The organism is Rhizobium sp. AN80A (genome assembly GCF_030053015.1).
Lineage (GTDB): Bacteria > Pseudomonadota > Alphaproteobacteria > Rhizobiales > Rhizobiaceae > Rhizobium > Rhizobium metallidurans.
In genome coordinates, this window is the sequence record NZ_JASJPX010000001.1 from 490,278 (window position 1) to 511,560 (window position 21,283).

22 protein-coding genes and 4 pseudogenes are annotated in these 21,283 nt (G+C 62.8%); 13 read left to right on the plus strand and 13 right to left on the minus strand.

Features of this window, described 5'->3' with window-relative positions:
* The first annotated feature begins 24 nt into the window (after positions 1 to 24).
* The 4 genes from P3R82_RS02300 (at position 25) to P3R82_RS02315 (ending at position 3,142) form a co-directional block, all read left to right on the plus strand.
* Complete coding sequence (locus P3R82_RS02300; protein WP_183900868.1) at positions 25 to 888, plus strand: sugar ABC transporter permease; 864 nt, start codon at positions 25 to 27, stop codon at positions 886 to 888.
* Between the two features lie 23 nt (positions 889 to 911).
* Complete coding sequence (locus P3R82_RS02305; protein ID WP_283193489.1) at positions 912 to 1,709, plus strand: carbohydrate ABC transporter permease; 798 nt, start codon at positions 912 to 914, stop codon at positions 1,707 to 1,709.
* A 3-nt stretch (positions 1,710 to 1,712) separates the two neighbouring features.
* On the plus strand, positions 1,713 to 2,693 hold the full coding sequence (locus tag P3R82_RS02310) for an ABC transporter ATP-binding protein (RefSeq protein WP_283192842.1): 981 nt from the start codon (positions 1,713 to 1,715) through the stop codon (positions 2,691 to 2,693).
* A 182-nt stretch (positions 2,694 to 2,875) separates the two neighbouring features.
* The gene (locus P3R82_RS02315; protein WP_283193525.1) at positions 2,876 to 3,142 is read left to right on the plus strand and encodes a hypothetical protein; all 267 of its coding nucleotides are present in this window, start codon (positions 2,876 to 2,878) and stop codon (positions 3,140 to 3,142) included.
* Here the strand turns inward: P3R82_RS02315 and P3R82_RS02320 are convergent.
* The 6 genes from P3R82_RS02320 to P3R82_RS02345 are packed head-to-tail and all read right to left on the minus strand — an operon-like array spanning position 3,085 to position 8,605.
* Entirely contained in the window at positions 3,085 to 3,777 is a 693-nt protein-coding gene (locus P3R82_RS02320) for an amino acid ABC transporter permease (RefSeq protein ID WP_283192843.1), read from the minus strand. The genes P3R82_RS02315 and P3R82_RS02320 overlap by 58 nt on opposite strands.
* A gap of 18 nt (positions 3,778 to 3,795) precedes the next feature.
* Positions 3,796 to 4,503, minus strand: a complete 708-nt coding sequence (locus P3R82_RS02325; protein WP_283192844.1) for an amino acid ABC transporter permease — start codon at positions 4,501 to 4,503, stop codon at positions 3,796 to 3,798.
* Between the two features lie 56 nt (positions 4,504 to 4,559).
* Positions 4,560 to 5,378 carry a transporter substrate-binding domain-containing protein gene (locus tag P3R82_RS02330; protein WP_283192845.1) on the minus strand — a complete coding sequence of 273 codons (819 nt, stop codon included), beginning with the start codon at positions 5,376 to 5,378 and terminating at the stop codon, positions 4,560 to 4,562.
* A gap of 16 nt (positions 5,379 to 5,394) precedes the next feature.
* Positions 5,395 to 6,135, minus strand: coding sequence for an amino acid ABC transporter ATP-binding protein (locus P3R82_RS02335; RefSeq protein ID WP_283192846.1), 741 nt, complete (start codon positions 6,133 to 6,135; stop codon positions 5,395 to 5,397).
* A gap of 8 nt (positions 6,136 to 6,143) precedes the next feature.
* Positions 6,144 to 7,619, minus strand: coding sequence for an NAD(P)/FAD-dependent oxidoreductase (locus tag P3R82_RS02340; protein WP_283192847.1), 1,476 nt, complete (start codon positions 7,617 to 7,619; stop codon positions 6,144 to 6,146).
* Positions 7,616 to 8,605, minus strand: coding sequence for a LysR family transcriptional regulator (locus tag P3R82_RS02345; protein WP_283192848.1), 990 nt, complete (start codon positions 8,603 to 8,605; stop codon positions 7,616 to 7,618). The genes P3R82_RS02340 and P3R82_RS02345 overlap by 4 nt, the downstream gene beginning before the upstream one ends.
* A gap of 168 nt (positions 8,606 to 8,773) precedes the next feature.
* On the opposite strand from P3R82_RS02345, the gene P3R82_RS02350 reads away from it, so the two are divergent.
* Positions 8,774 to 9,256, plus strand: coding sequence for a hypothetical protein (locus P3R82_RS02350; protein ID WP_283192849.1), 483 nt, complete (start codon positions 8,774 to 8,776; stop codon positions 9,254 to 9,256).
* Positions 9,253 to 9,829 (plus strand): annotated as a pseudogene (locus P3R82_RS02355) (peroxidase-related enzyme). Before P3R82_RS02350 ends, P3R82_RS02355 begins: the two are co-directional and overlap by 4 nt.
* Before the next feature lie 57 nt (positions 9,830 to 9,886).
* On the opposite strand, the gene P3R82_RS02360 reads toward P3R82_RS02355, so the two are convergent.
* Together P3R82_RS02360 and P3R82_RS30195 are read right to left on the minus strand one after the other, a co-directional pair.
* A complete protein-coding gene (locus P3R82_RS02360) occupies positions 9,887 to 10,312 on the minus strand; it encodes a TfuA-like protein (protein WP_283192850.1) in 426 nt (141 codons plus the stop codon).
* 25 nt (positions 10,313 to 10,337) lie between these two features.
* Positions 10,338 to 10,601: pseudogene (locus tag P3R82_RS30195) on the minus strand (TfuA-like protein); the annotation flags it as partial.
* A 229-nt stretch (positions 10,602 to 10,830) separates the two neighbouring features.
* On the opposite strand from P3R82_RS30195, the pseudogene P3R82_RS02370 reads away from it, so the two are divergent.
* The 5 genes and pseudogenes from P3R82_RS02370 to P3R82_RS02390 all read left to right on the plus strand — a co-directional run bounded on the left by P3R82_RS02370 (position 10,831) and on the right by P3R82_RS02390 (position 16,471).
* Positions 10,831 to 12,775: pseudogene (locus P3R82_RS02370) on the plus strand (hypothetical protein).
* 25 nt (positions 12,776 to 12,800) lie between these two features.
* Positions 12,801 to 13,019 carry a hypothetical protein gene (locus P3R82_RS02375; RefSeq protein WP_183900855.1) on the plus strand — a complete coding sequence of 73 codons (219 nt, stop codon included), beginning with the start codon at positions 12,801 to 12,803 and terminating at the stop codon, positions 13,017 to 13,019.
* Positions 13,020 to 13,364: 345 nt separating this feature from the next.
* Positions 13,365 to 14,819 carry an aminotransferase class V-fold PLP-dependent enzyme gene (locus P3R82_RS02380; RefSeq protein ID WP_283193490.1) on the plus strand — a complete coding sequence of 485 codons (1,455 nt, stop codon included), beginning with the start codon at positions 13,365 to 13,367 and terminating at the stop codon, positions 14,817 to 14,819.
* Entirely contained in the window at positions 14,809 to 15,684 is an 876-nt protein-coding gene (locus tag P3R82_RS02385; protein WP_283192851.1) for an MBL fold metallo-hydrolase, read from the plus strand. Before P3R82_RS02380 ends, P3R82_RS02385 begins: the two co-directional genes overlap by 11 nt.
* Positions 15,685 to 15,688: 4 nt before the next feature.
* Positions 15,689 to 16,471 carry a sulfite exporter TauE/SafE family protein gene (locus tag P3R82_RS02390; protein ID WP_283192852.1) on the plus strand — a complete coding sequence of 261 codons (783 nt, stop codon included), beginning with the start codon at positions 15,689 to 15,691 and terminating at the stop codon, positions 16,469 to 16,471.
* 22 nt (positions 16,472 to 16,493) lie between these two features.
* On the opposite strand, the gene P3R82_RS02395 is transcribed toward P3R82_RS02390, so the two are convergent.
* A protein-coding gene (locus tag P3R82_RS02395; RefSeq protein ID WP_283192853.1) for an IS5 family transposase occupies positions 16,494 to 17,256 on the minus strand; the annotation gives its coding sequence in 2 pieces (ribosomal slippage) (positions 16,494 to 16,926 and positions 16,925 to 17,256; 765 coding nt in all).
* Positions 17,257 to 17,387: 131 nt separating this feature from the next.
* Here P3R82_RS02395 and P3R82_RS30200 point away from each other — a divergent pair.
* Positions 17,388 to 17,593: pseudogene (locus P3R82_RS30200) on the plus strand (hypothetical protein).
* Positions 17,594 to 17,605: 12 nt separating this feature from the next.
* On the opposite strand, the gene P3R82_RS02400 reads toward P3R82_RS30200, so the two are convergent.
* Positions 17,606 to 18,526: a DMT family transporter gene (locus P3R82_RS02400; RefSeq protein WP_283192854.1), complete on the minus strand. Its 921-nt coding sequence runs from the start codon at positions 18,524 to 18,526 to the stop codon at positions 17,606 to 17,608.
* A gap of 235 nt (positions 18,527 to 18,761) precedes the next feature.
* On the opposite strand from P3R82_RS02400, the gene P3R82_RS02405 reads away from it, so the two are divergent.
* Positions 18,762 to 19,622, plus strand: coding sequence for a sugar phosphate isomerase/epimerase family protein (locus P3R82_RS02405; RefSeq protein WP_283192855.1), 861 nt, complete (start codon positions 18,762 to 18,764; stop codon positions 19,620 to 19,622).
* A gap of 14 nt (positions 19,623 to 19,636) precedes the next feature.
* Here P3R82_RS02405 and P3R82_RS02410 read toward each other — a convergent pair whose 3' ends face one another.
* From P3R82_RS02410 to P3R82_RS02420, 3 genes are all read right to left on the minus strand, one after another.
* On the minus strand, positions 19,637 to 20,062 hold the full coding sequence (locus P3R82_RS02410; protein ID WP_283192856.1) for a hypothetical protein: 426 nt from the start codon (positions 20,060 to 20,062) through the stop codon (positions 19,637 to 19,639).
* Positions 20,059 to 20,313 carry a hypothetical protein gene (locus P3R82_RS02415; RefSeq protein ID WP_283192857.1) on the minus strand — a complete coding sequence of 85 codons (255 nt, stop codon included), beginning with the start codon at positions 20,311 to 20,313 and terminating at the stop codon, positions 20,059 to 20,061. Before P3R82_RS02415 ends, P3R82_RS02410 begins: the two co-directional genes overlap by 4 nt.
* Positions 20,314 to 20,394: 81 nt before the next feature.
* The gene (locus P3R82_RS02420) at positions 20,395 to 21,276 is read right to left on the minus strand and encodes a sugar phosphate isomerase/epimerase family protein (protein ID WP_283192858.1); all 882 of its coding nucleotides are present in this window, start codon (positions 21,274 to 21,276) and stop codon (positions 20,395 to 20,397) included.
* Between the last annotated feature and the right edge of the window lie 7 nt (positions 21,277 to 21,283).

A 21,283-nucleotide genomic window follows, 5' to 3' on the forward strand; every position in this document is an offset into this window, starting at 1 on the left:
GGGCCAGATGCTCAAGGAGCCGCCATGGTCGCCCGCAAGTCCCCTTATCCCTACTGGTTCGTTCTTCCCGCGGCGGTGGTCTTCACCACGCTGTTTCTGGCGCCCACCATCGCATCCTTCTGGTTCAGCCTCACCCGCTGGGATCTCTTCACCACCGAGTTCATCGGGCTGGAAAACTACAAGCAGTTCTTCCGCGAGCCCTTCCTGATCAAGGGACTGATCAATACCGTCATCTATGCGGTGGCGACATCCGCGGCCAAGACCGTGCTCGGCCTGCTGCTCGCCGTCTTGCTGACATCAGGCATCTGGGCGCAAGGTGCGTTGCGCACCATCATCTTCTTTCCCGTTCTCGTCTCCACCATCGGCGTCGGCATCACCTTTTCCGTTCTGATGCATCCGACCCGAGGCCTGATCAACGTCGCGCTCGCGACGCTCGGCATTCACGGCCCCGGCTGGCTCACCGATCCGGCGCTTGCGCTCTATTCCATCGTCTTCGTCGATGTCTGGAAGGGGATCGGGCTCGCGACCGTCATCTACATCGCCGGCCTCGCATCGATCAGCCCTGACTACTACGAAGCCGCGCGGATCGACGGCGCGACGCGCCGGCAGATGTTCTTCCGCGTGACCGTGCCGCTGTCCAAGCCGGCAACGGTCACCGTGGTCACGCTGTCGCTGATCGGCGGCCTGCGCAGCTTCGACCTCATCTGGGCGATGACCAAGGGCGGCCCGGGCTTCTCCTCGGATGTGCTGGCAAGCGTCATCTACAAGCAGTACCAGGCCGGCTTTTACGGCCTCTCCACGGCGGGCAACGTCATTCTCTTCCTGCTGATCGGCCTGATCGTGCTGCCGCTCACCGCCTGGTTCAACCGCAAGGAGATCGACCTTTGACGCGTCGCCAACTCTATAGCGGGATGGCCGCGATGCTCGCCTGCGGCGTGATCTTCGTCCTGCCCTTCCTCTTCGTCTTCCTCACCGCCGCCAAGACGCGGCAGGAGGCCCAGGCGCTGACCTTCACATGGCCCGGCGAATGGCAGCTCTGGCGAAACTTCATGGATGTGATCGAAGCCCGCAACTACATGCTCTTCCTGGCCTACTTCAACTCGACGGTCATCACCGTGGTCGCGGTGACGCTGCTCGTTTTGTTCGGCGCCATGGTCGGCTATGTCGTGCAACGGCGCCCGTCGCGCTGGAACACCGTCATCTACGCTTTCGTGCTGGCCGGCCTGATGATCCCGCCCGCCGTCGTTCCGACGATCTGGGTGCTGCAGTCGCTCGGTCTGTTCAAGACCATATCCGGCATGATCCTCATTCAGGTCGCCTACGGACTGTCGTTCACGGTCCTGTTGTTTCGAAGCTTCATCGCCGCCATCCCGCGCGATCTCGACGAGGCGGCGATCGTCGATGGCGCCAGGCCGCTGCAGATCTTCTTCCGCGTCATCCTGCCGCTGCTGAAGCCGGTGACGGTCACCGTGATCGTCGTGCAGTCGATCGCGATCTTCAACGATTTCACCAATCCGCTCTATTATCTTCCCGGACGGGAAAACGTCACCGTGCAGCTCACGCTCTATAATTTTCAGGGGCAGTTTCAGACGCAGTTCAATCTGCTGTTCATGAACATCCTGCTGGTGACCATCCCGCCACTCATCGTCTTCATCTTCTTCAACCGGCAGATCGTGGCGGGCATGACCGCCGGCGCCGTGAAAGGGTAAATCATGACAAGCGTCATGCTGCAGGACGTCCGCAAGAGCTTCGGCAGCCTTGAGGTCATCAAGGGCATCGATCTTTCGATCGAGGCGGGCGAGTTCTGCGTCTTCGTGGGGCCTTCGGGCTGCGGAAAATCGACGCTGCTGCGGATGATCTCCGGGCTTGAAACCTCGACCTCGGGACAGATGTTCATCGACGGCAAGGACGTGACGGCGGCGGAGCCCTCGGAGCGTGGCATCGCGATGGTGTTTCAGTCCTATGCCCTTTATCCGCACCTGACCGTTGCCGAGAACATCGGCTTCGGCCTGTCGCTCGCCCGGCGCCCCAAGGCCGAGATCGCGGAAAAGGTCAGGCAGACCGCCGAAACCCTGCAGCTCTCGCATCTGCTCGATCGCAAGCCGAAGGCGCTTTCCGGCGGCCAGCGCCAGCGCGTCGCCATCGGTCGGGCGATCATCCGCAATCCGAAGGTCTTCCTGTTCGACGAACCGCTCTCCAACCTCGACGCCTCACTGCGCTCACAGATGCGCATCGAACTCACCGAACTCCACGCCAAGCTCGGCGCGACGATGATCTACGTCACCCACGACCAGGTGGAGGCGATGACCATGGCCGACAAGATCGTCGTCCTGAACGGCGGCACGATCGAACAGGTCGGCTCGCCGATGACGCTCTACAACCATCCCGCCACGCCCTTCGTCGCCGGCTTCATCGGCTCTCCCAAGACCAATCTCTTCGAAGGCCGGATCGCGGCGGAAGAGGGATGCCGGATCTACGGCATCCGTCCCGAGCATCTGACGCTGTCTGCCACCGACGGCAAATGGAAGGGTGCCGTGCGCTATGTCGAACGGCTCGGCGCCGACGCGATCATCTACCTCGACGTCCCCGGCCTGCCATCACTCGTTGTCCGCACCGATGGCGACCGCAAGGTCGAAATCGGCGAACACCTGTTCGCATCGCCAGTGGCGGGAAAGGAGCAACGGTTTCAGTAGCATCGGCGGCCAGTCGTTCGGCGGACGGGACGCCAGCATCCGCACGCGTCGTACGCTCACGTCTATGTTCCATAACATATGTTATCGAACTTCTGCGTGTAGCCGCAAAGTTAGAATGTCCTGTTTCTGCAAAGTTGGAATGTCACTCTCCCCGGGTCTGAAGGATGCGTGGGAGATTGCGGATGGGATTGATAGCGATGAGCGAGCGCGATCTGCAGCGGATCGAGATTTTATCGAAGGTGATCGCCGGTCGGATGACCGTGGTGTCGGCGGCGCATGTGCTTGACCTGAGCGAGCGCCAGGGCCGCCGGCTGCCGGGCACCCGCCCCCGCCGGCCGTTCTGCGTGGCCGTATCCACCGACCCGATCGACGCCCGGTGTTTTCGCGCACCCTACGTCCGCACCCTCAATGCCCGTTCGGTCCTGTCGGCGATCTGGGTGACGGCATAGGCTATCGCCATGTAGATCACCACGGCGACCAGGAAGGCTTCGAGATAGTAGAAGTTCAGGGCCGCGGTCAGCTGCGATTGCGCGAAGATATCGATGACCTCGATGGCAAAGCCCAGCGACAGCGCCTTCATGATCACCATGAACGAATTGGCGAGATCGGGGATGGCCGCGACGACGACCTGTGGCAGCATGACACGGCGAAAAAGCTGGCTTTTCTTGTAGCCGAGCGAATAGGCGGCGTCCGCCTGGCCGGTATCGAACGAGTTCAAGGCGCCCTTGACGACTTCCGCCTGGAAGGCCGCGACACAGGCCGTCAGGGCAACGATCAGCGTCACCCAGTTGGGCATCGAATGGCCGTTATAGTCGATGCCAACCAGCGAGGCGAGAAACTGCAGGATCGATGGCAGGCCGTAATAGGCCAGAAAGATGACGATCACCATCGGCACGCCCTTGAAGGCGACCTTGTAGGCGACGACGAACTGGCGAAGCACCGGGGTCTTCCGGTACTCAGCCATGGCGAACAGGCTGCCTGTGATCGTAGACAACACGAAGATGAGAAGCGCCATGGCAAGCGTGAGCGGCACGGCGCCCAGGATCTCGTAGAGATCGGGAAGAAGAACTTCGCTGTCGAACATTTTGAATTCTTTCCCTGATCAGATGCTTGCCATCAGCGGCGCGCTGGCGGCCCTGTCGTTCGATGCGTATCTTCCAGCGCGGCGTTCGAAGAAGCGGACGCTTGCCCAGGCAACGAGGCACAGCACCGAATAAAGCACCGCGAGCACGAGGTAGGTCTCGAACTGGTACTGGTTGTAGTCGCGCTGCATCACCAGATGAGCCGTCGCCATCACGTCCGCCGCGCCGATATACATGACCAGCGCCACGTTATGGATCAGGTAGATGATGGCGTTCCCATAGCCGGGAAGCGCGATGTGGACGGCCTGCGGAGCGACGACGCGCAGCAGCTTCCGCCGGAACGTGTAGCCCAGGCTGTCGGCCGCATCGTGCTGCCCGCGCTCCACCGCCAGATAGGCGGGGCGCATGACCTCGGAGAGGTAGCCGCCATGGTAGAGGCTGAGGCCCAGAATGGCGGCGATCGTCGGCGAGACGAAGTCGTCGATGCCGAAGGCGCCGACAAGCACGGGAAGACCATAGAAGGCGACGAACAGCTGAAGGACAACGGGCACGCTGCGGGCGTAGGATACGTAGAGATCGGCCATGTGGCTGATCACGGGTATTCTGCGCACCCGCAACGTCGTCGCGATCAATGCCAGCACGAAGCCGGCGACCATGGCCGTGAACGTGATCGCAAGCGTCAGCGGCAATGCCAAGAGCAGCTCGGGGATCATTATGGAAAGGTCCACGTTGGAACACTCCTTCTTTCAGTCTGGGCCCGGTCGCCGGCTTCGAAAGCCTGGCGTCACTTCATGTAGGTGGTGATGTCCTCACCGAACCACTTCTGCGAGAGCTTGGCGAGCGTGCCGTCGGCCTTGAGTTCCTTCAGGGCCTTGTCGATGCCGTCAGCCAGCGCCTTGTTTTCCTCCGAGCGATGGACCAGGACGAAGGTCTGGTTGATCGCGACGGGCTCGCTCGCCTGCACATTGAGCTTCTGCTCGTCGATCACCGTCTGCTCGCCTAGGTTGGACGGCAGAACCAGCGCGTCGTACTTGCCGGTTTCGACTTCCTTCAGGCGATTGGGATAGGGAATGCCGGCACTCGAGGCGGTGACCTCGATCTTGTAGTCGGGGTTCTTTTCCTGCCATGCGTTCGCGAACTTGTAGATGCCGCCGCCAGCTGTCACCGGCACGATATTCTTGCCGACCAGATCCTTCATCTCCTTGATGCCGCTGTCCTTGCGGCTGTAGATCTTGATCAGGCTGGCGCCGATCGGCGCTTCGGGAATGAGGAACTGCTTTTCGCGCGCCGGAGCGCGATAGTAGCCGCCGGTGGCGACGTCGTATTTGCCGGTCGCCAGGCCCGTCTCCTGGGCAATGTCGGCGGCCCCTTCCATGACGAACTTGTATTGCGGCAGCTTGGCGTTGATGGCCTTCAGGACATCCGGCTCGTAGCCCTGCGGCTCGACGCCGATCGCGCCCCATGACAGCGGCTTGGATTCGGCGGCGGTGGCGATCTTGATGGTGCGGACGTCCTCGGCAAGCGAGGTCGTTGCGAACGCGATCGCGACGCCTGCGACGGCGAGACCGAGACCACGGCGCGAGATTGAACTCATGGAAGTCATTTCAGGCATCCTTTCTTTACTGGATCGCGCGTTCGGAATTGAGAAACTGTGCGAGGCGCGGGTTGGAAGGCGTATCGAAGATTTCGGACGGGCTGCCATCGGCGGCGACGACACCCCCGTCCATGAAGACGATGCGGTTCGAGATGTTCTTGGCGAACTGCATTTCGTGGGTGACGAGGAGCGAGGTGATGCCCGAGGACGTCACGTCCTTGATCACCTTCAGCACCTCGTTGACGAGTTCCGGATCGAGCGACGACGTCGGCTCGTCGAACAGCATGACATCGGGCTTGACCGCGAGCGCTCTGGCGATGCCCGTTCCCTGAAGCTGGCCGCCGGAAAGCTGGGAGGGATAGTTGTCGAGCTTGCCGGACAGCCCGACCCGCTCCAATTCCTGCAGCGCGATCGCGCGGGCTTCGTTCTTCGACTTGCCCTGGACGACGACCAGCGGATCCATGACGTTCTGGATGACGGTCATGTTCTTGAAGACGTTGAACTGCTGGAACACCATCGCGGTGCGCAGGCGGATCGCCTGGACGGCGGCCTTGTCGGGCCGCGCGAAATCCATCCTGATGCCATCGAATTCGATGGTTCCGGACGCCGGCTTCGCGAGATGATTGATGCACTTCAGAAGCGTCGTCTTGCCGGTCCCGCTCGGGCCGATGATGGACACCACGTCGCCTCTTTTCACGGAGAGATCGACGCCGTTCAGGATCTGGGTGCTCCCGTAGGACAGCTTCAGGTTCTTGATCTCGAGCATTTCGGGTCTCAGTTCCTCTGGGAAGATAGTTCGGAAAGCGCTTCGGCATCGTCGTCGGCCCACTCGTCGCCGAGGAGTTCCGGCGTGTCGAAGGCCTGTAGGTTGGCGAAGTGCGTCTCGCGGTCCTCGACGAAGAGCGACCTGACGATGCCGCGCGCGAGGCGGTCGGCACCTTCGCTGATCGCCGGAATGTCGCCCGTGAGCTTGCCGTGGCTCAGCGTCGCCGGGAAATTGAAGCAGTGGATTTTCGACAGAGCCGGGCACGACCCCGGCACCCTTTCGAGAAACTCGAACGCATCGCCGAGATCCGGCGATCCCTCGAGTTCCCCGTTTTCCATCCCCGCCGGCGTCGGAAACCGATCGCGCCACAGGCGGATGTGCGGTTCGAAGCTCGCGAGTTCCGGCCGGTTTTCGAGGTCGATCTTGAAACCTGTTCCGAAGATCAGGAAGTCGACCGGATAGCTGCCGCGCGGCGTGGTCACGACGATATGGTCGCCTTCCTGGCGCAGGGCGTCGATCGGGCTTTCGAGATGAAGATGCGCCTGTTCGAACGCGCTGACGCGCAACACGCTCGGGCGCGGCGGCGGTGTCTGCTGGCTCATGGCGTAGCTCAGGAAGCGCCACTTCCATTCGTCCGGCAGACCGGCGAAGCCATGGACGACACCCTGGCTGCCGATGCCGGTAAACTTGTTGATCGCGGGAAGCGTCTTGCGGCGCACGAACAGGTCGAGACGGGCCGCCCCCGCTTCCAGCGCGCTTGCGGCGTTGTCCATGGCCGAGGCGCCCGCCCCGATCACGCCCACCCGCTTGCCGCGCAGCGCGGCGAAGTCGATCTCGTCGGCCGTGTGAGCCCAGTATTTGCGGTCCATGCTCCCGGCGATCGCGGGAACGAACGGGCCGCCGAGACCATCGCGCCCTGTTGCCAGCACCACATGGCGGGCGACGATCGTCTTCTTCGCACCACCTTCACTGCAGGCAATGTCGAGCATGCCGTCGGCGCGCGGGAGGATGTTGTCGACGGACACGCCGTTGCGCACGGGCAGATCGAGCACCTTCCGGTACCAGATCAGATAGTCCATCCAGATGCGGCGCGGCGCGCGGTCGAGAGCAACCCACGCCTCGCGGCCGAAGCGGGCCTCGTAATAAGCCCGAAATGTCAGCGCGGGCAGCCCCATCGCCGGGCCGGTCAGCTGCTTCGGCGAGCGCAGGGTTCGCATGCGGGCGAAGGTGACCCACGGCCCCTCCTGCCCCGCCGCCGCCTTGTCGAGGACGAGGTGATTGGCGACGCCGAGACGCTTCAGCATGCCGGAGGCGACAAGACCAGCCATCCCTCCCCCGATGACGACCACATCGACGACCGGCTGTCCGTCGACGGCCCGCGCCGGCACCCAGGATTTGGCCGGCAATTCCAGCCATGAGAGATCCTGACGCAGGCGCTCCTCGAGAGCGGCGAGATTGTCGGGGTGCGCGGAACGATCGCTCATCTGGGCGTTCCTTCCGAAATGGTTGCCTGTCCGTAGACACTGTCGGCCAGCGCATCCGTGCCGTTGGCTTCCAACAGACGGCAGCCCGGCATGGCGAGAGACTGCACGCGCGCCGCATCGATGACGGCGGAGACGGTCGGCGTCAGCGGCAGCGCGGCGGCCGAGATCACGCCGAACAGAAACGGAATGTTCTGGTCGAGCTTGCGCATGACGACGCCCTCGAGCGGCACGCCGCGGATCGTGGCCGGCTCGACGATGGCGACACCCAATCCCGCGCGCACGAGCGACAGTGCCGTCAGCGACGCATTGACGTCGATGATGCGCTCGGGAGCCACACCGGCATGCTCGAACGCCTCGTCGACGCGATGACGCAGACGGTATGGATTGGCGAGCGTGATGACGCGGCGGGCGGCGACATCCGACAGGCGAACGACGTCGTCATTGGCAAGCGGATCGTCGGCGCCGATGGCGACCACGCAGGGCGCTTCCGCGATCCAGTGGATCTCGAGGCCGGGATGTTCGAGCGGCAGGCTCGATATGCCGAGATCCGCCGAGCGGGCGATCACGGCCTGAACCACGTTCTCGGCGGCAAGCGACTGGACGTGCAGGTGACGGGGTATGAGCTCGCCGGGGAGCGCGGCCAATGCCTGCGGCAGCACCCCTGCCGCAAGCGACGGCGTCGCGGCGACCGTCAGCGTTGCCGGCTCGTCGCGGCCGATCGCCTCGGCACGCTCACGGATATGGATGAGACTGGCAAGGTGACGCTCGACCTCGGCATGAAAGCGCAGGCCGCGTGCCGTTGGCTGGATACGGCCACTGCTTCTATGAAGCAATGCGTAGCCCAACTCGGCCTCCAGATCCTGGATCAGGCGACTGACCGCTGGCTGCGACCGACCGAGCAGCCGGGCCGCGCCGGTGACCGAACCGGCGGACACCACGGCCGCGAAGGCTTCGAGCTGGCGAATGTCAATTGAGTTGCTATGCATGCGACATATCAACCATTGCCCACCATGCATTTGAAGCATGAGTTTTCTATAATTTCACTAGAGAATAGATAATTATTTCGCATGACATCGGCAGCCTCATGCTAGTTTGACATGACCCGTCGCGAGACTTGTCTGATTCTCGCCATCGGAATTCAAAAGGAGCTTCTTTTGACACTCATCGAAACGCTTGCCGCCGTAAAACCTGGCTCGGCGCTTGCCGAGGCAATGCAGAAGCGCGCCGAGATCCTGCGCCTCAGCGAGGCCGCGCATGATGCCGTGCTTCTGCCCCGCGACCCCGGCGGCCTGTCGCATGGATTGCGCGCGGCGCTGGCGGCGCGCATGGCAAGGCAGAACGGCAACCAAGCACTCGCCGAACATTACGACGCGCTGGTGAAACGCGCCGCCGAAAGCGCGACGGCATCACTGGCGCGGCCGGGCACCAATGTGGACGACCCGCGCACCGCCGAGATCATCCGCCACGCCGACCGCCTGACGGTGGCGCCACGCGAGGCGACGCGCGGCCATATCGAAGCATTGCGAAGCGCGGGACTGACCGATGCCGACATCGTCCGCTTGTCGGAGCTTGCCGCCTTCGTGAATTATCAAGTGCGCGTCATCGCCGGCCTGGCACTGATCGGAGCAAGACAATGAGCGAGACGGTCCACAGCTTCACCACCACGGTTCCCCGCTGGCAGCCTTACGTCGTTCCCGTGGATCTGGCGACCGCCACCGACGAACAGCGCGAGGCCATGCAGGTCACGCCATCGAACAAGGGTATATCGACCTATGTCCTGACGCTCGCGCACGATCCGGAATCGCTTGCGGTCCGCTCGCCCCTGTTCAACCTGATCATGTACGGCAAGGACGGGCTTTCGCTTGGCGAGCGCGAACTGGGCGCAACGGCCGCGTCCGTCGTCAACCGCTGCGTCTACTGCGCCGCCGTCCATGCATCGCGCTTCATCAACTACACCAAGCGCACCGACGTGATCAACGCGGTCTTCACCGACGAACTCGACGCCGAACTCGACGAGCACCTGCAGGCGATCTTCGATTTCTCGGCGCATCTGTCGGCGACGCCGCCGCAGGCGACGCAAGCCGATGCGCGGGATCTGGCCGATGTCGGCCTTTCCGAACTCGAGATCCCTGGACCTCGTCCTGTCCACGGCAATCTTCGGCTGGGCGAACCGGCTGATGCATACGCTTGGCGAGCCCGTCAAGGACTGACGGGAAAGCCAAAGCCGGTGGATGAGAGCATCCGTTCACCGGCAGGAGCCGCCTTGCTCAGCCGCTGCCGGGAAACTCCGCATTCCAGAAATCGGTCGCCTGGAACGTCCAGTCGAATGCCGGCGCGAACCGGCTGTCCGGCGTCCGTTCGACCGCCGCGATCAACCGCTCGGCATCGCGCAGCTTGGCGTTGACGGCGTGTTCTCGTAGCTGCGCCAGGACCGCCTCCGCGCGCAGGCTCTCGCCAAGCGCCGTTCGGACGAGAGACCGGTAGGTACGCTTCTTGAAGAACATGTCGCGCGCCGTCGCCTGCAACAGATCATGCTCCTGGCTGGTGATCAGCGAACGATCCAGGCAGAGAGCCAGCGTCGCGCGGACATTGACGAGCGGCTCGCTTAGCGGACGAAAGCCCATCTCGGCCGGCGCGTGCGCCTGCGCGACATCCGAGATCGTCCTCGAGGGCGCCGGAGGCATAGGCTTCATAGATCTCGCCGATCCCGACCATGCCGAACGCCGCGCACTCCGCCGCCCGCAAGGCGCCCATGCTGGCCGCGCCAAAGATGTGCACGCCATGCGACAAGCCGAAGAGGATCTCCTTGTGCCATATGGCAGGCACATGTTCGTAGATCCCGTCGATCAGCCCGATCACATTGGCGCCTTGCATGATGGCCCTGTGCACATCGCCCTGCCTCGCGGGCGGACGCAGCTCGTAATCCGTGCCGGGCCGCACGTCAGCACCGAAAAGCGTCGGCCCTGCAAAAATCACCCGCATCCTGATCCCGCTGCTTTTCGTGTTTTCGAAAGACCATACGTTGTCTCCCGCATTAGCGCGCAAACGCGGGCGTTGTGACAAGTGCGAACGCGCTCATACAGCCGCGAGGATAATACAACCTTTGCGTCTCGCAAGTGCGAATGCAGCTGTTGAATGTCGGCGCGCATCGTGACAAAGTGCCTGCCGGGACGAGCCGGCGCCCAGCAAAACCGGGCTGATCAGGGGTGAAATGACGTTCGTTCTAGAGACCTTTGGAAAGCTGCGGTTGGCCGGCAAGGATGGCGGCGTCATCGCCTTGCCCGAGAAGGGTTTGCTGCTGCTCGCCTACCTGCTGACCCTTGACGACGGGGCGGCATACCGCACCACGATCGCCCGCTTCCTTTGGGGCGAAACGGATAACGGCGCTTCCGATACCACCTTGCGAAAGCTGCTGTCCCGGCTGAAAGCCTATCAGAGCGATCTCGGCTCCAGCTTCATATCCTTCGAGGGCAGCACCATCGCGATCGATCGCGCGCAGCTGACGTCGGACATCCAACTCGTTAGAGAAGACAGGGCAGCCGGCACGGCCTTCGCGCGGCTGCGGCGGCTGGTCAAGCTGCTGGATCAGCCGTTCCTCGGCCCGGTCAAGTGCCAGAGCCGGGAGTTCAAGAGCTGGGTCGTCGACGAGGGAAATCGACATGTCGAGCTTCTCGAACGGACGCTACGAGAGGCGCATGGCGATGCACGGACGCGCGACGACGCGGAAGTGCTGCGCAAGGCGGCGGTCATCCTCTTCCGCTCGGAGCCGCAGGACCCGGAGACGCTGCAGTTATTGCTGAAGATCTTCAATGCCGAGCAAGATGTTGAATCTCTTCAGAATTATTTCGCCAAGCGACGTGGCTCGATCGAGCGCGGCGTCAAGGTCTCGTCGGCCGCAAAGAGCAGCGGCGACGCCAAGCTTCCGGCGCAAGCAAGAGCGCCCTCCCGCAATGGCGCGGGCGCCGGCCTGCCGGTCGAGACCAGCAGCATCGCCCATGCGATCCCGCGTCTCGTGTTGCTGCCGCCGAGCAACCAGTCGGCCAGCCCGGATGCGGGCCTCATCGCCTCGTCGCTGATCGAGGACATCACCATCGGCTTCTGTGCCTTCAACAGCCTGCGGGTGATCGCCCCCTACTCCGCGGGTTCAGGTCGGTCACAACGTGGAAACGCAGGCCGCCTTCTTCGAGCGTCAGGCCGTCAATTATGTACTGGAGACGCGCATCAGCGGCAGCGGCGACGACGTGTCGCTGTTCGCCCAGCTGATCTTCGTCGATGACGCCCAGGTTCTCTGGGCCGAACGCTTCGGCCTGCGCCGCCTCGATCTGCTGCGCGACAAGCGCGCGATCTCTCGGCAGATCGCCCTGTCCGTCTCGAGAGAGATCGCCCGCCACGAGGAGCAGCGCGCCGATATCGAGCTCAATCCGGTGGCCTATCACCGCTACCTCGCGGGCAAGCGCGACATGGCCAGGATGACGCTGCCCAACCTCCGGCGCGCGCGCAAGGAGATGAAGGCGGCACTTAGCGCCAGCCCCGATTTCGCGCCGGCCCTGAGCGCCATGGGACGCACCTATTCCAAGGAGTGGCTCTTGACCGCGCGCGGCGATATCGAGCTCTTGAAGCAGGCGGAAAACCTCTCCAGACAGGCGATCGAAAAGCGTTCGGACTTCGCCGACGGTTACCGCGAATTCGGGGTCGCCAAGCTGCTGCAGGGCGATTTCGACGAGAGCGCCGAGGCGATGGAAGTGGCGGAAGCGCTGGCGCCGCATTACGCCGACGTCATCGCCGATCATGCCGACACGCTGGTGCATTGCTCACGCCCCGGCATGGCATTGCAGAAGATCGAGCGGGCGATCGAGCTCAACCCGCTGACACCCGACATGTATCTCTGGACGGCCGCCGGCGCCAATTACGCGCTCGGCGAATTCGCGTCATCGATCGATTATATCGGCCAGATGACGGACCCCAGCCTAGCGGATCGCCTCGCGGCCGCCAGCTGGGCAATGATGGGGCACGCCGACAAGGCGCGCATCCTCGTGCGCCGCGTGCGCGAGGCAAACCCGAACTTCGACGTCGATACCTGGCTGGCGGCAGTCCCCAGCAAGGAGCAATGGCATAAGGACCTCTATCGCGAGGGCCTCAAGAAGGCAGGCTTTTAACCGTTCATCTTAGAGGGAAGAGAACATGAGCGCAGTCGTTGTCATCAGCATCACCGGCGAAGACGGTCTTTGGGTTGCCGATCTCGACGCGGGAACCGTGATCCCGCTCGATCCACCAGCAGGCAGCAAGCTCAAGGAGGTCGCCGATCTCAGGAAGACCGGCACCTCGATCACCAAGGACGTGGATTTTGCCGTCGTCGTGAAGTCCGCCAAGGACGCCGCATCCGGACACTACGAAGGCTAGTCCAGGCCAAACACTCAAATCCGTCAGGGGGGCGCCTTGCCATGTTCAAGGCGTCACCGCTGGCGTGCGGCTTATCGTCAGCACTGCGATTTGCCACATCGCTGGCAATCTATCGTCGTGACTCGCCCGCCGTTTTCGCGCGATCAAATCGCGCTCCCCCTGTCGCACCATATCAAAGTCATCGCACAATCCGCGATATTCGATCACATGATCCGACTTCGGCCGATTTCGCCTAAAATCAGGTGAGTTTGCTCGGCCCGATCCAGATTACAATCCAGGTCATCACCAGCAAGGAGAACGACCGTGGAAACCCCTCGCCTCGCCCCAGCGCATAAAGCGACAGTATTGTCGACGTTCCGCGACAATCTCGGAACCGCCGACGTCATCGCCGCTCTTCGCGATGGGCTGGTCGGCGCAAGCGCGAAGATTTCCGGTCCCTATGGTGAAAAGAGCCTCGTCTACGCCGACTATGTCGCGTCGGGCCGGGCCCTGCACCAGGTCGAACGTTTCGTGCTCGAGGAGGTTCTCCCCTATTACGCCAACAGCCACACGGAGGCCTCCTATTGCGGAGGCTTCATGACGCGCATGCGCCGGGAAGCGCGCGGACTGATCGGCGCGCTCTGCGGCGCGAGCGGCGACCATGCGGTCATCTTTACCGGCTCCGGCGCGACATCGGGCATCAACAGGCTGGTCTCGCTGTTTGGCGTGACCGAAGCAATCGCCGCCGGCAAGCGCGTTCGCGTCGTTATCGGCCCCTACGAGCATCACTCCAATATCCTGCCCTGGCGCGAAAGCGGCGCCGAGATCGTCGAGATCGCCGAGCAGGCGTCCGGCGGCCCAGATATCGCCATTCTTCAAGCCGCGCTGCGCGCCGGCGAGGCCGATCTGACGATCTGCACGCTCTCCGCCGCCTCCAACATCACCGGCATCACCACCGACGTCGCGGCGATCACCCGGATCGTCAAGGCCGCCGGCGCCAGGATGATCTGGGACTACGCCGGCGCCGGCCCCTATGTGCCGATCGCCATGTCGCCGGCGCACGACGCTGAGATCGACGCCATCGTCGTTTCGCCGCACAAGTTCATCGGCGGCCCCGGCGCATCCGGCATCCTGATCGTGCGGCGCGACGCGGTCTCGGCGACCAAGCCATCCTGGCCGGGCGGCGGCACGGTGAAGTTCGTGTCGCCCAAGACGCATGACTACAGCGACAGCCTCGAAGCCCGCGAAGAAGCCGGCACGCCGAATGTCGTCGGCGACATCAGGGCGGCGCTTGCCTTCATCGTCAAGGACGCGATCGGCGCGCAGGCGATGGCCAAGCGCAATCATGCGCTCGCCGAGCGGGCCTTCAACGCCTGGCAAGATCACGAGCGGCTGGAAATCCTCGGCCTGCCCGGCCCGGACCGGCTGCCGATCTTCTCGTTCCGCGTGAAGAACGGCAAGGGCGGCTATGTCCACCAGCAGCTGATTACCCGGATGCTGAGCGACCGCTTCGGCATCCAGGCGCGCGGCGGTTGCGCCTGCGCCGGGCCTTATGTCCACCGTCTGCTGTCGATCGACGAACAGCAGTCCGAGGCGATCCGGCAGGCCATCCTGTCCGGCGACGAGATCATGAAGCCCGGTTTCGTGAGACTGAATTTCAGCGTCCTGCTTGATGACGACAAGGTCCGGTTCATTCTCGATTGCGTCGCGCAGATCGCCGCCGACGCGACCGCGTTCGAGGCGGATTACGACTTCGATCCGGGCCGGGCGATCTTCTTCCCGCGCATGGCGGCTTCGGAAGGCAAAGCCCATGCGGCCTGAGGTCAAGGGCCTCCATGACGCGCGCACCGGCAGCATCCAGTATGTGGTTTCCTGCCCGAAGACCCGCAGATGCGCCATCATCGACCCCGTGCTCGATTTCGACGAAAAGTCGGGTTCGACGGCGACGACGAATGCAGATCGCCTGCTCGATCATGTCGCGCGCCATGATCTGACGCTCGAATGGATCCTCGACACGCATCCGCATGCCGACCATTTCTCGGCCGCCTCCTACCTCAAGGCCCGCACCGGCGCGCCGACGGCGATCGGCGAACATATCGTGCAGGTCCAGCGGATCTGGAAACAGATCTACAACTGGCCCGACCTCGCCTGCGACGGATCGCAATGGGACCGGCTGTTTTCGGATGGCGACACGTTCAAGATCGGCGATCTCGAAGCCCGTGTGATGCACTCGCCCGGCCACACGCTGGCATCGATCAGCTATATCGTCGGCGACGCGGCCTTCATCCACGACACGCTCTTCATGCCCGACAGCGGTTCGGCGCGGGCGGATTTCCCCGGCGGCAGTGCCAACAGCCTCTGGACATCGATCGAGCGGATTCTCAGTCTCCCCGACCAGACCCGGCTCTTCACCGGCCATGACTACATGCCCGGTGGACGCGAGGCTCTCTGGGAAAGCTCGGTCGCCGAGCAGAAGCGGAAGAACCCGCATGTCGCCGGTCGCTCCCGCGCCGATTTCATCGAAATCAGGGAGGCCCGCGACAGGACCCTGCCGATGCCGAAGCTCATCCTGCATGCGCTGCAGGTCAATATCCGCGGCGGCGCCTTGCCGGAGCCCGAGGCCGATGGCCGGCGCTACCTGAAGATCCCGCTCGACGCCCTGCCCGGATCGGTCTGGGGAAGGTGACGCCGTGGATGGATCGCTCCAGAATGTCCTTTTCGCGCTCGGCTCCGGCTCGCTGGTCGGATGCACGCTGGGCCTGATCGGTGGCGGCGGATCGATCCTCGCGACGCCACTCCTGATGTACGCGGTCGGCATGCGCGACCCGCACACGGCGATCGGAACCGGCGCGCTCGCGGTCTCCGCCAATGCCTACCTCAATCTCGCGGGACACGCGGCCAAGGGCCACGTCTGGTGGCGCTGCGCGCTGATCTTCGCGGTCGCCGGCGCGCTTGGCGCCTATCTGGGATCGAGCCTCGGCAAGCTCGTCGACGGCCAGAGGCTGCTCTTCATGTTCGGCCTGCTGATGATGTTCGTCAGCTTCGCCATGCGCAAGACCAGCACCGCTTCCGACGTCACGGCCCGGTCGCTGACCATGGCGACGCACGGCAAGACGACCGCGATCGCCTTGCTGACGGGCCTGTTTTCCGGCTTCTTCGGCATCGGCGGTGGCTTTCTGATCGTGCCGGCGCTGCTGCTGGCCACCGGGATGCCCCTCATCAACGCCGTCGGCACCTCGCTGATGGCCGTCGGCACCTTCGGCCTGACCACCGCGGCCAACTATGCGACGTCGGGCCTGGTCGACTGGCTGACGGCGGGCTATTTCATCGCGGGAGGCATCGGCGGCGGCATCGTCGGAACGATCGCCGCAACGCGGCTCGCCGACCGGCGCAACACGCTGGCGACGATTTTCCGCGGCGTCATCTTCGCCGTCAGCCTCTACGTGCTCTGGCGCAGCTACGCCGCGTTTTAGCTAGGCTGTGGTGACAAATTAACTATTTGATCCATAGCATGATGCTTGCGAGCTTTATGAAGCCGAGGAAGTTGTCGGCGAGCTTGTCGTAGCGCGTTGCGATACGCCGCCATTGTTTGAGCTTGGCGAAGAAGCTCTCAATGCCCCATCGCTGCTTGTAGGCAAGGCGATCATAGGCATGTTGGTGCTTGCGATGTCGGCGTGGCGGAATGACTGGCTCGCCGCCTTGATCAAGAATGATGTCATGCAAGTTGTCGGCATCATAGGCGCGATCCGCGAGCACCTGTTTGGCTGGCAGAGCGCGGATAAGGTCGCAAGCCGGTGCCATGTCGTTTTGTTGACCAGGGCCGAGTTGAAAGCGAACCGGCAATCCCAGTGCATCGACTACCGCATGGATTTTGCTGCCAAATCCACCTCGGGAGCGGCCGAGAGCCTGGGCTTGCGCTCCCCCTTTTTCGCCGCCCGCCGGCGGCTTGGGCCTGCGCCCGGATAACCGTGGCGTCGATGGACAACCACTCCATGTCCGGATCGACAGAAACTGCTTCGAAAATCCGGTCGAATATGCCCTGCTCGATCCAACGGTAATAGCGCCGTTTGACCGTCTGATAGGGGCCGAAACGGTCTTCCGGCAGATCACGCCAGCGCGCTCCGGACCGGGCAAGCCACAGTATCGCGTCGAAGAACCGGCGCCCATCACTGCGAGGACCGCGCCTGCCTTTACGACCACCGGGCACAAACGGCTTCAGCCGCTCCCACTGGTCATCTCGAAGAACCTCACCATCCATCGCCGACCTCCAAAAGTCAGCCTTGAATCTGATTTGCGACTCGAATGGAATCCCGGATCGTTAATTTGTCACCACAGCCTAGAGCCTTTCCTGCTTAGATTGAAGCATTCTGTTGGCTCAAACGGAGTCGGATGGTCGCCCGGCCGGCGCGCGTCGTAGCCAAAGCATACGGCCAAGCCGGCCGGACGATCAGCCGGCCCGTTTCAGCCAACCCCGGAGGGGCCGGGCATCTTTCCGCCAGGGCAAAGGCGATCGGCTCGGACGTACCTGGGGTATGCCCTTCGCCAACCGCCTTTGCCCTGACGAAAACCTGCTCCGGCAGAATGCTTCAATCTAAGCAGGAAAGGCTCTAGGGGCGTTCGGCGATACCGGAACCGGACGCCGGGTTGTTCTTGGACTGCGCGCGATGCTCCCGCCACATGGTGAACAGGCCGGCGCCGACGACGATCGCCGAACCCACCAGCATGTTCCAGCTCAGCGTCTCGCCAAAGAACATCACCGCGATCACCGCTCCCACCACGAGCTGCAGATAGGCGAGCGGCTGTACCTCGGAAGCCTGCAGTGAATCATAGGCGCGGATCAGGCAATAGTGGCTGACCGTGCCGCAGACGCAAAGCGCCGCGACCATCGGCCAGTCCGAAATGGCGATCGGCGTCCAGTAGAACGGGCCAAGCAGCGATATCGCGGCGGCGCCGCCGACGGCGGTATAGGCCAGACTGGTGAAGGTCGAATCGTTGCCGCTTACCGCCCTTGTCGCCACGCTGTAGAGCGCGAACATGGTCGCGCAGGCAAGCGGCACGAGAAGATAGAGGTTGAACGCGCCACCGGTCGGATTGATGATCAGCAAAACCCCGAACAGCCCGGCGACAACGGCAAGCCACCGCCGCCAGCCGACATGTTCTCCAAGAAACGGGATCGACAGGATGGTCACGATCAGCGGCGTCGACTGGAAGATCGCCTGGGTGATCGCAAGCCCGGTATGCGCCAGGCCATAAACGAAGAGCGCGATCTCCGCCACCAGCAGCACACCGCGCATCATCTGCATCAGCGGATGCTTGGTCACGAAGGCGCCGCGTATCCCGCCGGGCTTGCGGACTGCGAGCAGCATCACGAAGGCCGCGAACGCCCAGAAGCGGATCATCGTGATCAGGATCGGCGAGTAGCGTTCGCCAAGGTATTTCGAAAAGCTGTCCTGGACCGCGAAGATGAAAACCGCGGCCAGCGTGAATATGTAACCCTGCAGCTTGGGGCTGCTACTTTTAAAGTCCATGGTCTCCGGCACCGCGTCTGATCGCTTTTGCCTTGGACTAGTCCAGCCAATGCCATGGCTCAAGCCATGAAACCCGCCAAAACGGGCACATGTCCATGTTTATTTCGCCCTTCGCCGCGCCTGGACATGCACCGTCCAGACGAAGTTCAGACAGGCTGGCAACAGGCATTGATAGCTCGCGACTTCAATGACATAGTCCGCTCTACGCATCCATTTTCTAAGCAGAGAAATGAGCATGACCGATCCTGCCACCGCATCTGTCCCAGCCGCGTCGCGGCCCTCCCGCCCTCTGGCTAAGATCAGCCTGAAATGGTCGATGATCGAAGAGGGCAGTCTGTCCATCCTCGAAAAATTTCAGCTGGTACGGGATCTCGGTTTCGACGGGGTGGAACTCGATTCCCCCAATGACCTGCCGTCCAGAGAGGTGCTGGATGCGCGTGACAGGACCGGCGTCGCCATTCCGGGTCTCGTCAACGCGATGCACTGGAAGAGCCCGCTCACCGACGGCGATCCGGCGGTCCGCCAGGCCTGCGTGGACTCGATGATCACGGCGCTTGATGATGCCAAACTCTACGGCGCCGACACGGTGCTTTTGGTTCCCGGCGTCGTGCGCAACAGCCCGACGAGCTACAAGACGGCCTATACCCGTGCGCTGGAGGAGATCGCCAAGATCACCCCTCACGCGGAAGAGACGGGTGTCTCGATCGCGCTCGAAAACGTATGGAACGACTTCCTGCTGAGCCCCTTGGAGGCAGCCGGTTTCGTCGATGCCTGTAACCATCCGAAGGTCGGCTGGTATTTCGATGTCGGCAATGTCCTGCGCTACGGACGGCCCGTCGACTGGATCGAAGCGCTGGGCCACCGCATCCTGAAGATCGACGTCAAGGAGTACAGCCTCGACAAGATGAACACCGAGGGTCCTTGGAAGGGCTTCGAGGTCGAGATCGGCGATGGCGACTGCGATTGGCCGGCGGTCAACCGCGCGCTCGCTGATGTCGGCTATTCCGGCTGGGCTTCCGTCGAGGTTCCCGGCGGCGACCGCCACCGGCTGGCGGCGATCAAGGAACGGGTCGACCGAATATCGACGTTGATCTAGCCGCCCTGATTTTGCTAGCGCTTGGCCAAAGCCACCCGTCCCCTCTTCATCGTCTCATGAAGCTTGGCCTTGATCAGCTCGAAGAGTTCAGGCGGGATCATTCCATAATGATAGCGGCTGGGATCGGACGGTAGCGCCCTGAGATGGATGCCGGGCCACTCGAACCGATTGACCTCGCTCACACGAATCCAGTTGGCGTCGTCATCCAGGCCGAGTTGGCTACGGAGTTCTGCCGGAACCTCGATCGAGAGGTCCTCCTCGCCAAGTTCGGGTGGTGAATGCGTGATCGGGACGACAATCGTATCGTTGGTCCGAGAGTGGTACACGACAATGGCACAAGGCCGATCCTTGCTGCCCAAAGCGAAACCTTCGCTTCTTTCCTTATCCCACAGGTAATTGTACCGGACGACAAGGCCTGCAACCGGCGTCGGGTAACTCACTCGGAAACTTTGCCGTACTCAGAGTTCATGATCAACGCCATGGTTTCGTCGTCCATTTCGCTGACACGTATCACCTCGCGCTCACGCCTTATCATGTCGTGATAGTGGCTGAGTTCCGCGGCGGACAGGAAGCCGCCGATGGTGCGGTCGTGGGCGGTGATCTCGATGACGCCCTCCGACTGCACGCGTTCCCTGAAGGTCGTGAATTTGCGAGCAAACTCGGTAGCAGACACTTTCAAAGCTTGAGCCATAACCGTGGATCTCCCTATAAATGTGTAAAATACGCATTTTACACATCTCGTCAAGGAGCGGGTCGATCATCGCCCGCGATGTCAGCCCCTGAGTTCGGCGAACAGTCTGCGGGCGTTGGCAAGGCCGGTCTGGCAGCCGAACAGGGTCGGTTCGTTGCCTTCATATTCCAGCGATACGAAGCCGTCATAGCCGGAATCCACGACGCTCTTCAGAAGCGACTTCACCGGCAGGTCGCCGAAGCCGAAGACGGAACCACGGATGAACTGCCCGTTAAGCGTCTCCAGCCAGCCCGGTCCCGGGCTTTCGGCGCGCACGTAGAAATCCTTGATGTGCACGAAGCTCGCATGCGCGATCGATGCGCGCGTGCCGGTCAGCGGGTTTTCGTCGACACAGAGAAAATTGCCGACGTCGAGTGTCATCTTGAAGTTCGGGCTGTCGACGGCCTGCAGCAGGCGCTTTACGCGCTCGCTGGAGTTCATGAAGAAACCGTGATCCTCGATGCTGGCGGTCACGCCGAGACGCTCCGCATGGTCCGCCACCTCCCGGCATGCATCGACGATGACAGGGAAGGCCGTTTCGAACTCAGCCGCATTCGTCGCCCGCAGCGACCACGGCACGACGTCATGGCGTAGGAAGCGAACGTCGAGTCGGTCGCAGAGCTCGACGTAGCGCTTCGCCCGGTCGATCTGCGCCCGCCGGTCGTCTCCGATGAAGTTGGCGCCGATGCAGATGCCGGAGAGCGGAATACCGGTTTCGTTCGACGCCTTGCGCAGGCGCTCGACGCTGTCCTCGTCCTTGATCAGCTCGTAGTTCAAATCCTCGCCGGGCGGGGCGATCGACAGCGACGCCAATTCGAGATGTTCGCCGCCATTGTCCCTGATCCAGGTGAAAAGATCTTCGATCCGCATCGAACCGTCCAACATCAGCGGGCGGAAGCTGTAGGAACTCAAACCGAACTTCATGGGCACT

Coding starts and splice junctions, on each gene's coding strand:
- P3R82_RS02420 (WP_283192858.1), bottom strand. CDS start 21,276: ATGAAGTTCGGTTTGAGTTCCTACAGCTTCCGCCCGCTGATGTTGGAC.
- P3R82_RS02305 (WP_283193489.1), top strand. CDS start 912: ATGGCCGCGATGCTCGCCTGCGGCGTGATCTTCGTCCTGCCCTTCCTC.
- P3R82_RS02340 (WP_283192847.1), bottom strand. CDS start 7,619: ATGAGCGATCGTTCCGCGCACCCCGACAATCTCGCCGCTCTCGAGGAG.
- P3R82_RS02415 (WP_283192857.1), bottom strand. CDS start 20,313: ATGGCTCAAGCTTTGAAAGTGTCTGCTACCGAGTTTGCTCGCAAATTC.
- P3R82_RS02405 (WP_283192855.1), top strand. CDS start 18,762: ATGACCGATCCTGCCACCGCATCTGTCCCAGCCGCGTCGCGGCCCTCC.
- P3R82_RS02335 (WP_283192846.1), bottom strand. CDS start 6,135: ATGCTCGAGATCAAGAACCTGAAGCTGTCCTACGGGAGCACCCAGATC.
- P3R82_RS02310 (WP_283192842.1), top strand. CDS start 1,713: ATGACAAGCGTCATGCTGCAGGACGTCCGCAAGAGCTTCGGCAGCCTT.
- P3R82_RS02345 (WP_283192848.1), bottom strand. CDS start 8,605: ATGCATAGCAACTCAATTGACATTCGCCAGCTCGAAGCCTTCGCGGCC.
- P3R82_RS02360 (WP_283192850.1), bottom strand. CDS start 10,312: ATGAAGCCTATGCCTCCGGCGCCCTCGAGGACGATCTCGGATGTCGCG.
- P3R82_RS02320 (WP_283192843.1), bottom strand. CDS start 3,777: ATGTTCGACAGCGAAGTTCTTCTTCCCGATCTCTACGAGATCCTGGGC.
- P3R82_RS02315 (WP_283193525.1), top strand. CDS start 2,876: ATGGGATTGATAGCGATGAGCGAGCGCGATCTGCAGCGGATCGAGATT.
- P3R82_RS02400 (WP_283192854.1), bottom strand. CDS start 18,526: ATGGACTTTAAAAGTAGCAGCCCCAAGCTGCAGGGTTACATATTCACG.
- P3R82_RS02385 (WP_283192851.1), top strand. CDS start 14,809: ATGCGGCCTGAGGTCAAGGGCCTCCATGACGCGCGCACCGGCAGCATC.
- P3R82_RS02330 (WP_283192845.1), bottom strand. CDS start 5,378: ATGACTTCCATGAGTTCAATCTCGCGCCGTGGTCTCGGTCTCGCCGTC.
- P3R82_RS02300 (WP_183900868.1), top strand. CDS start 25: ATGGTCGCCCGCAAGTCCCCTTATCCCTACTGGTTCGTTCTTCCCGCG.
- P3R82_RS02375 (WP_183900855.1), top strand. CDS start 12,801: ATGAGCGCAGTCGTTGTCATCAGCATCACCGGCGAAGACGGTCTTTGG.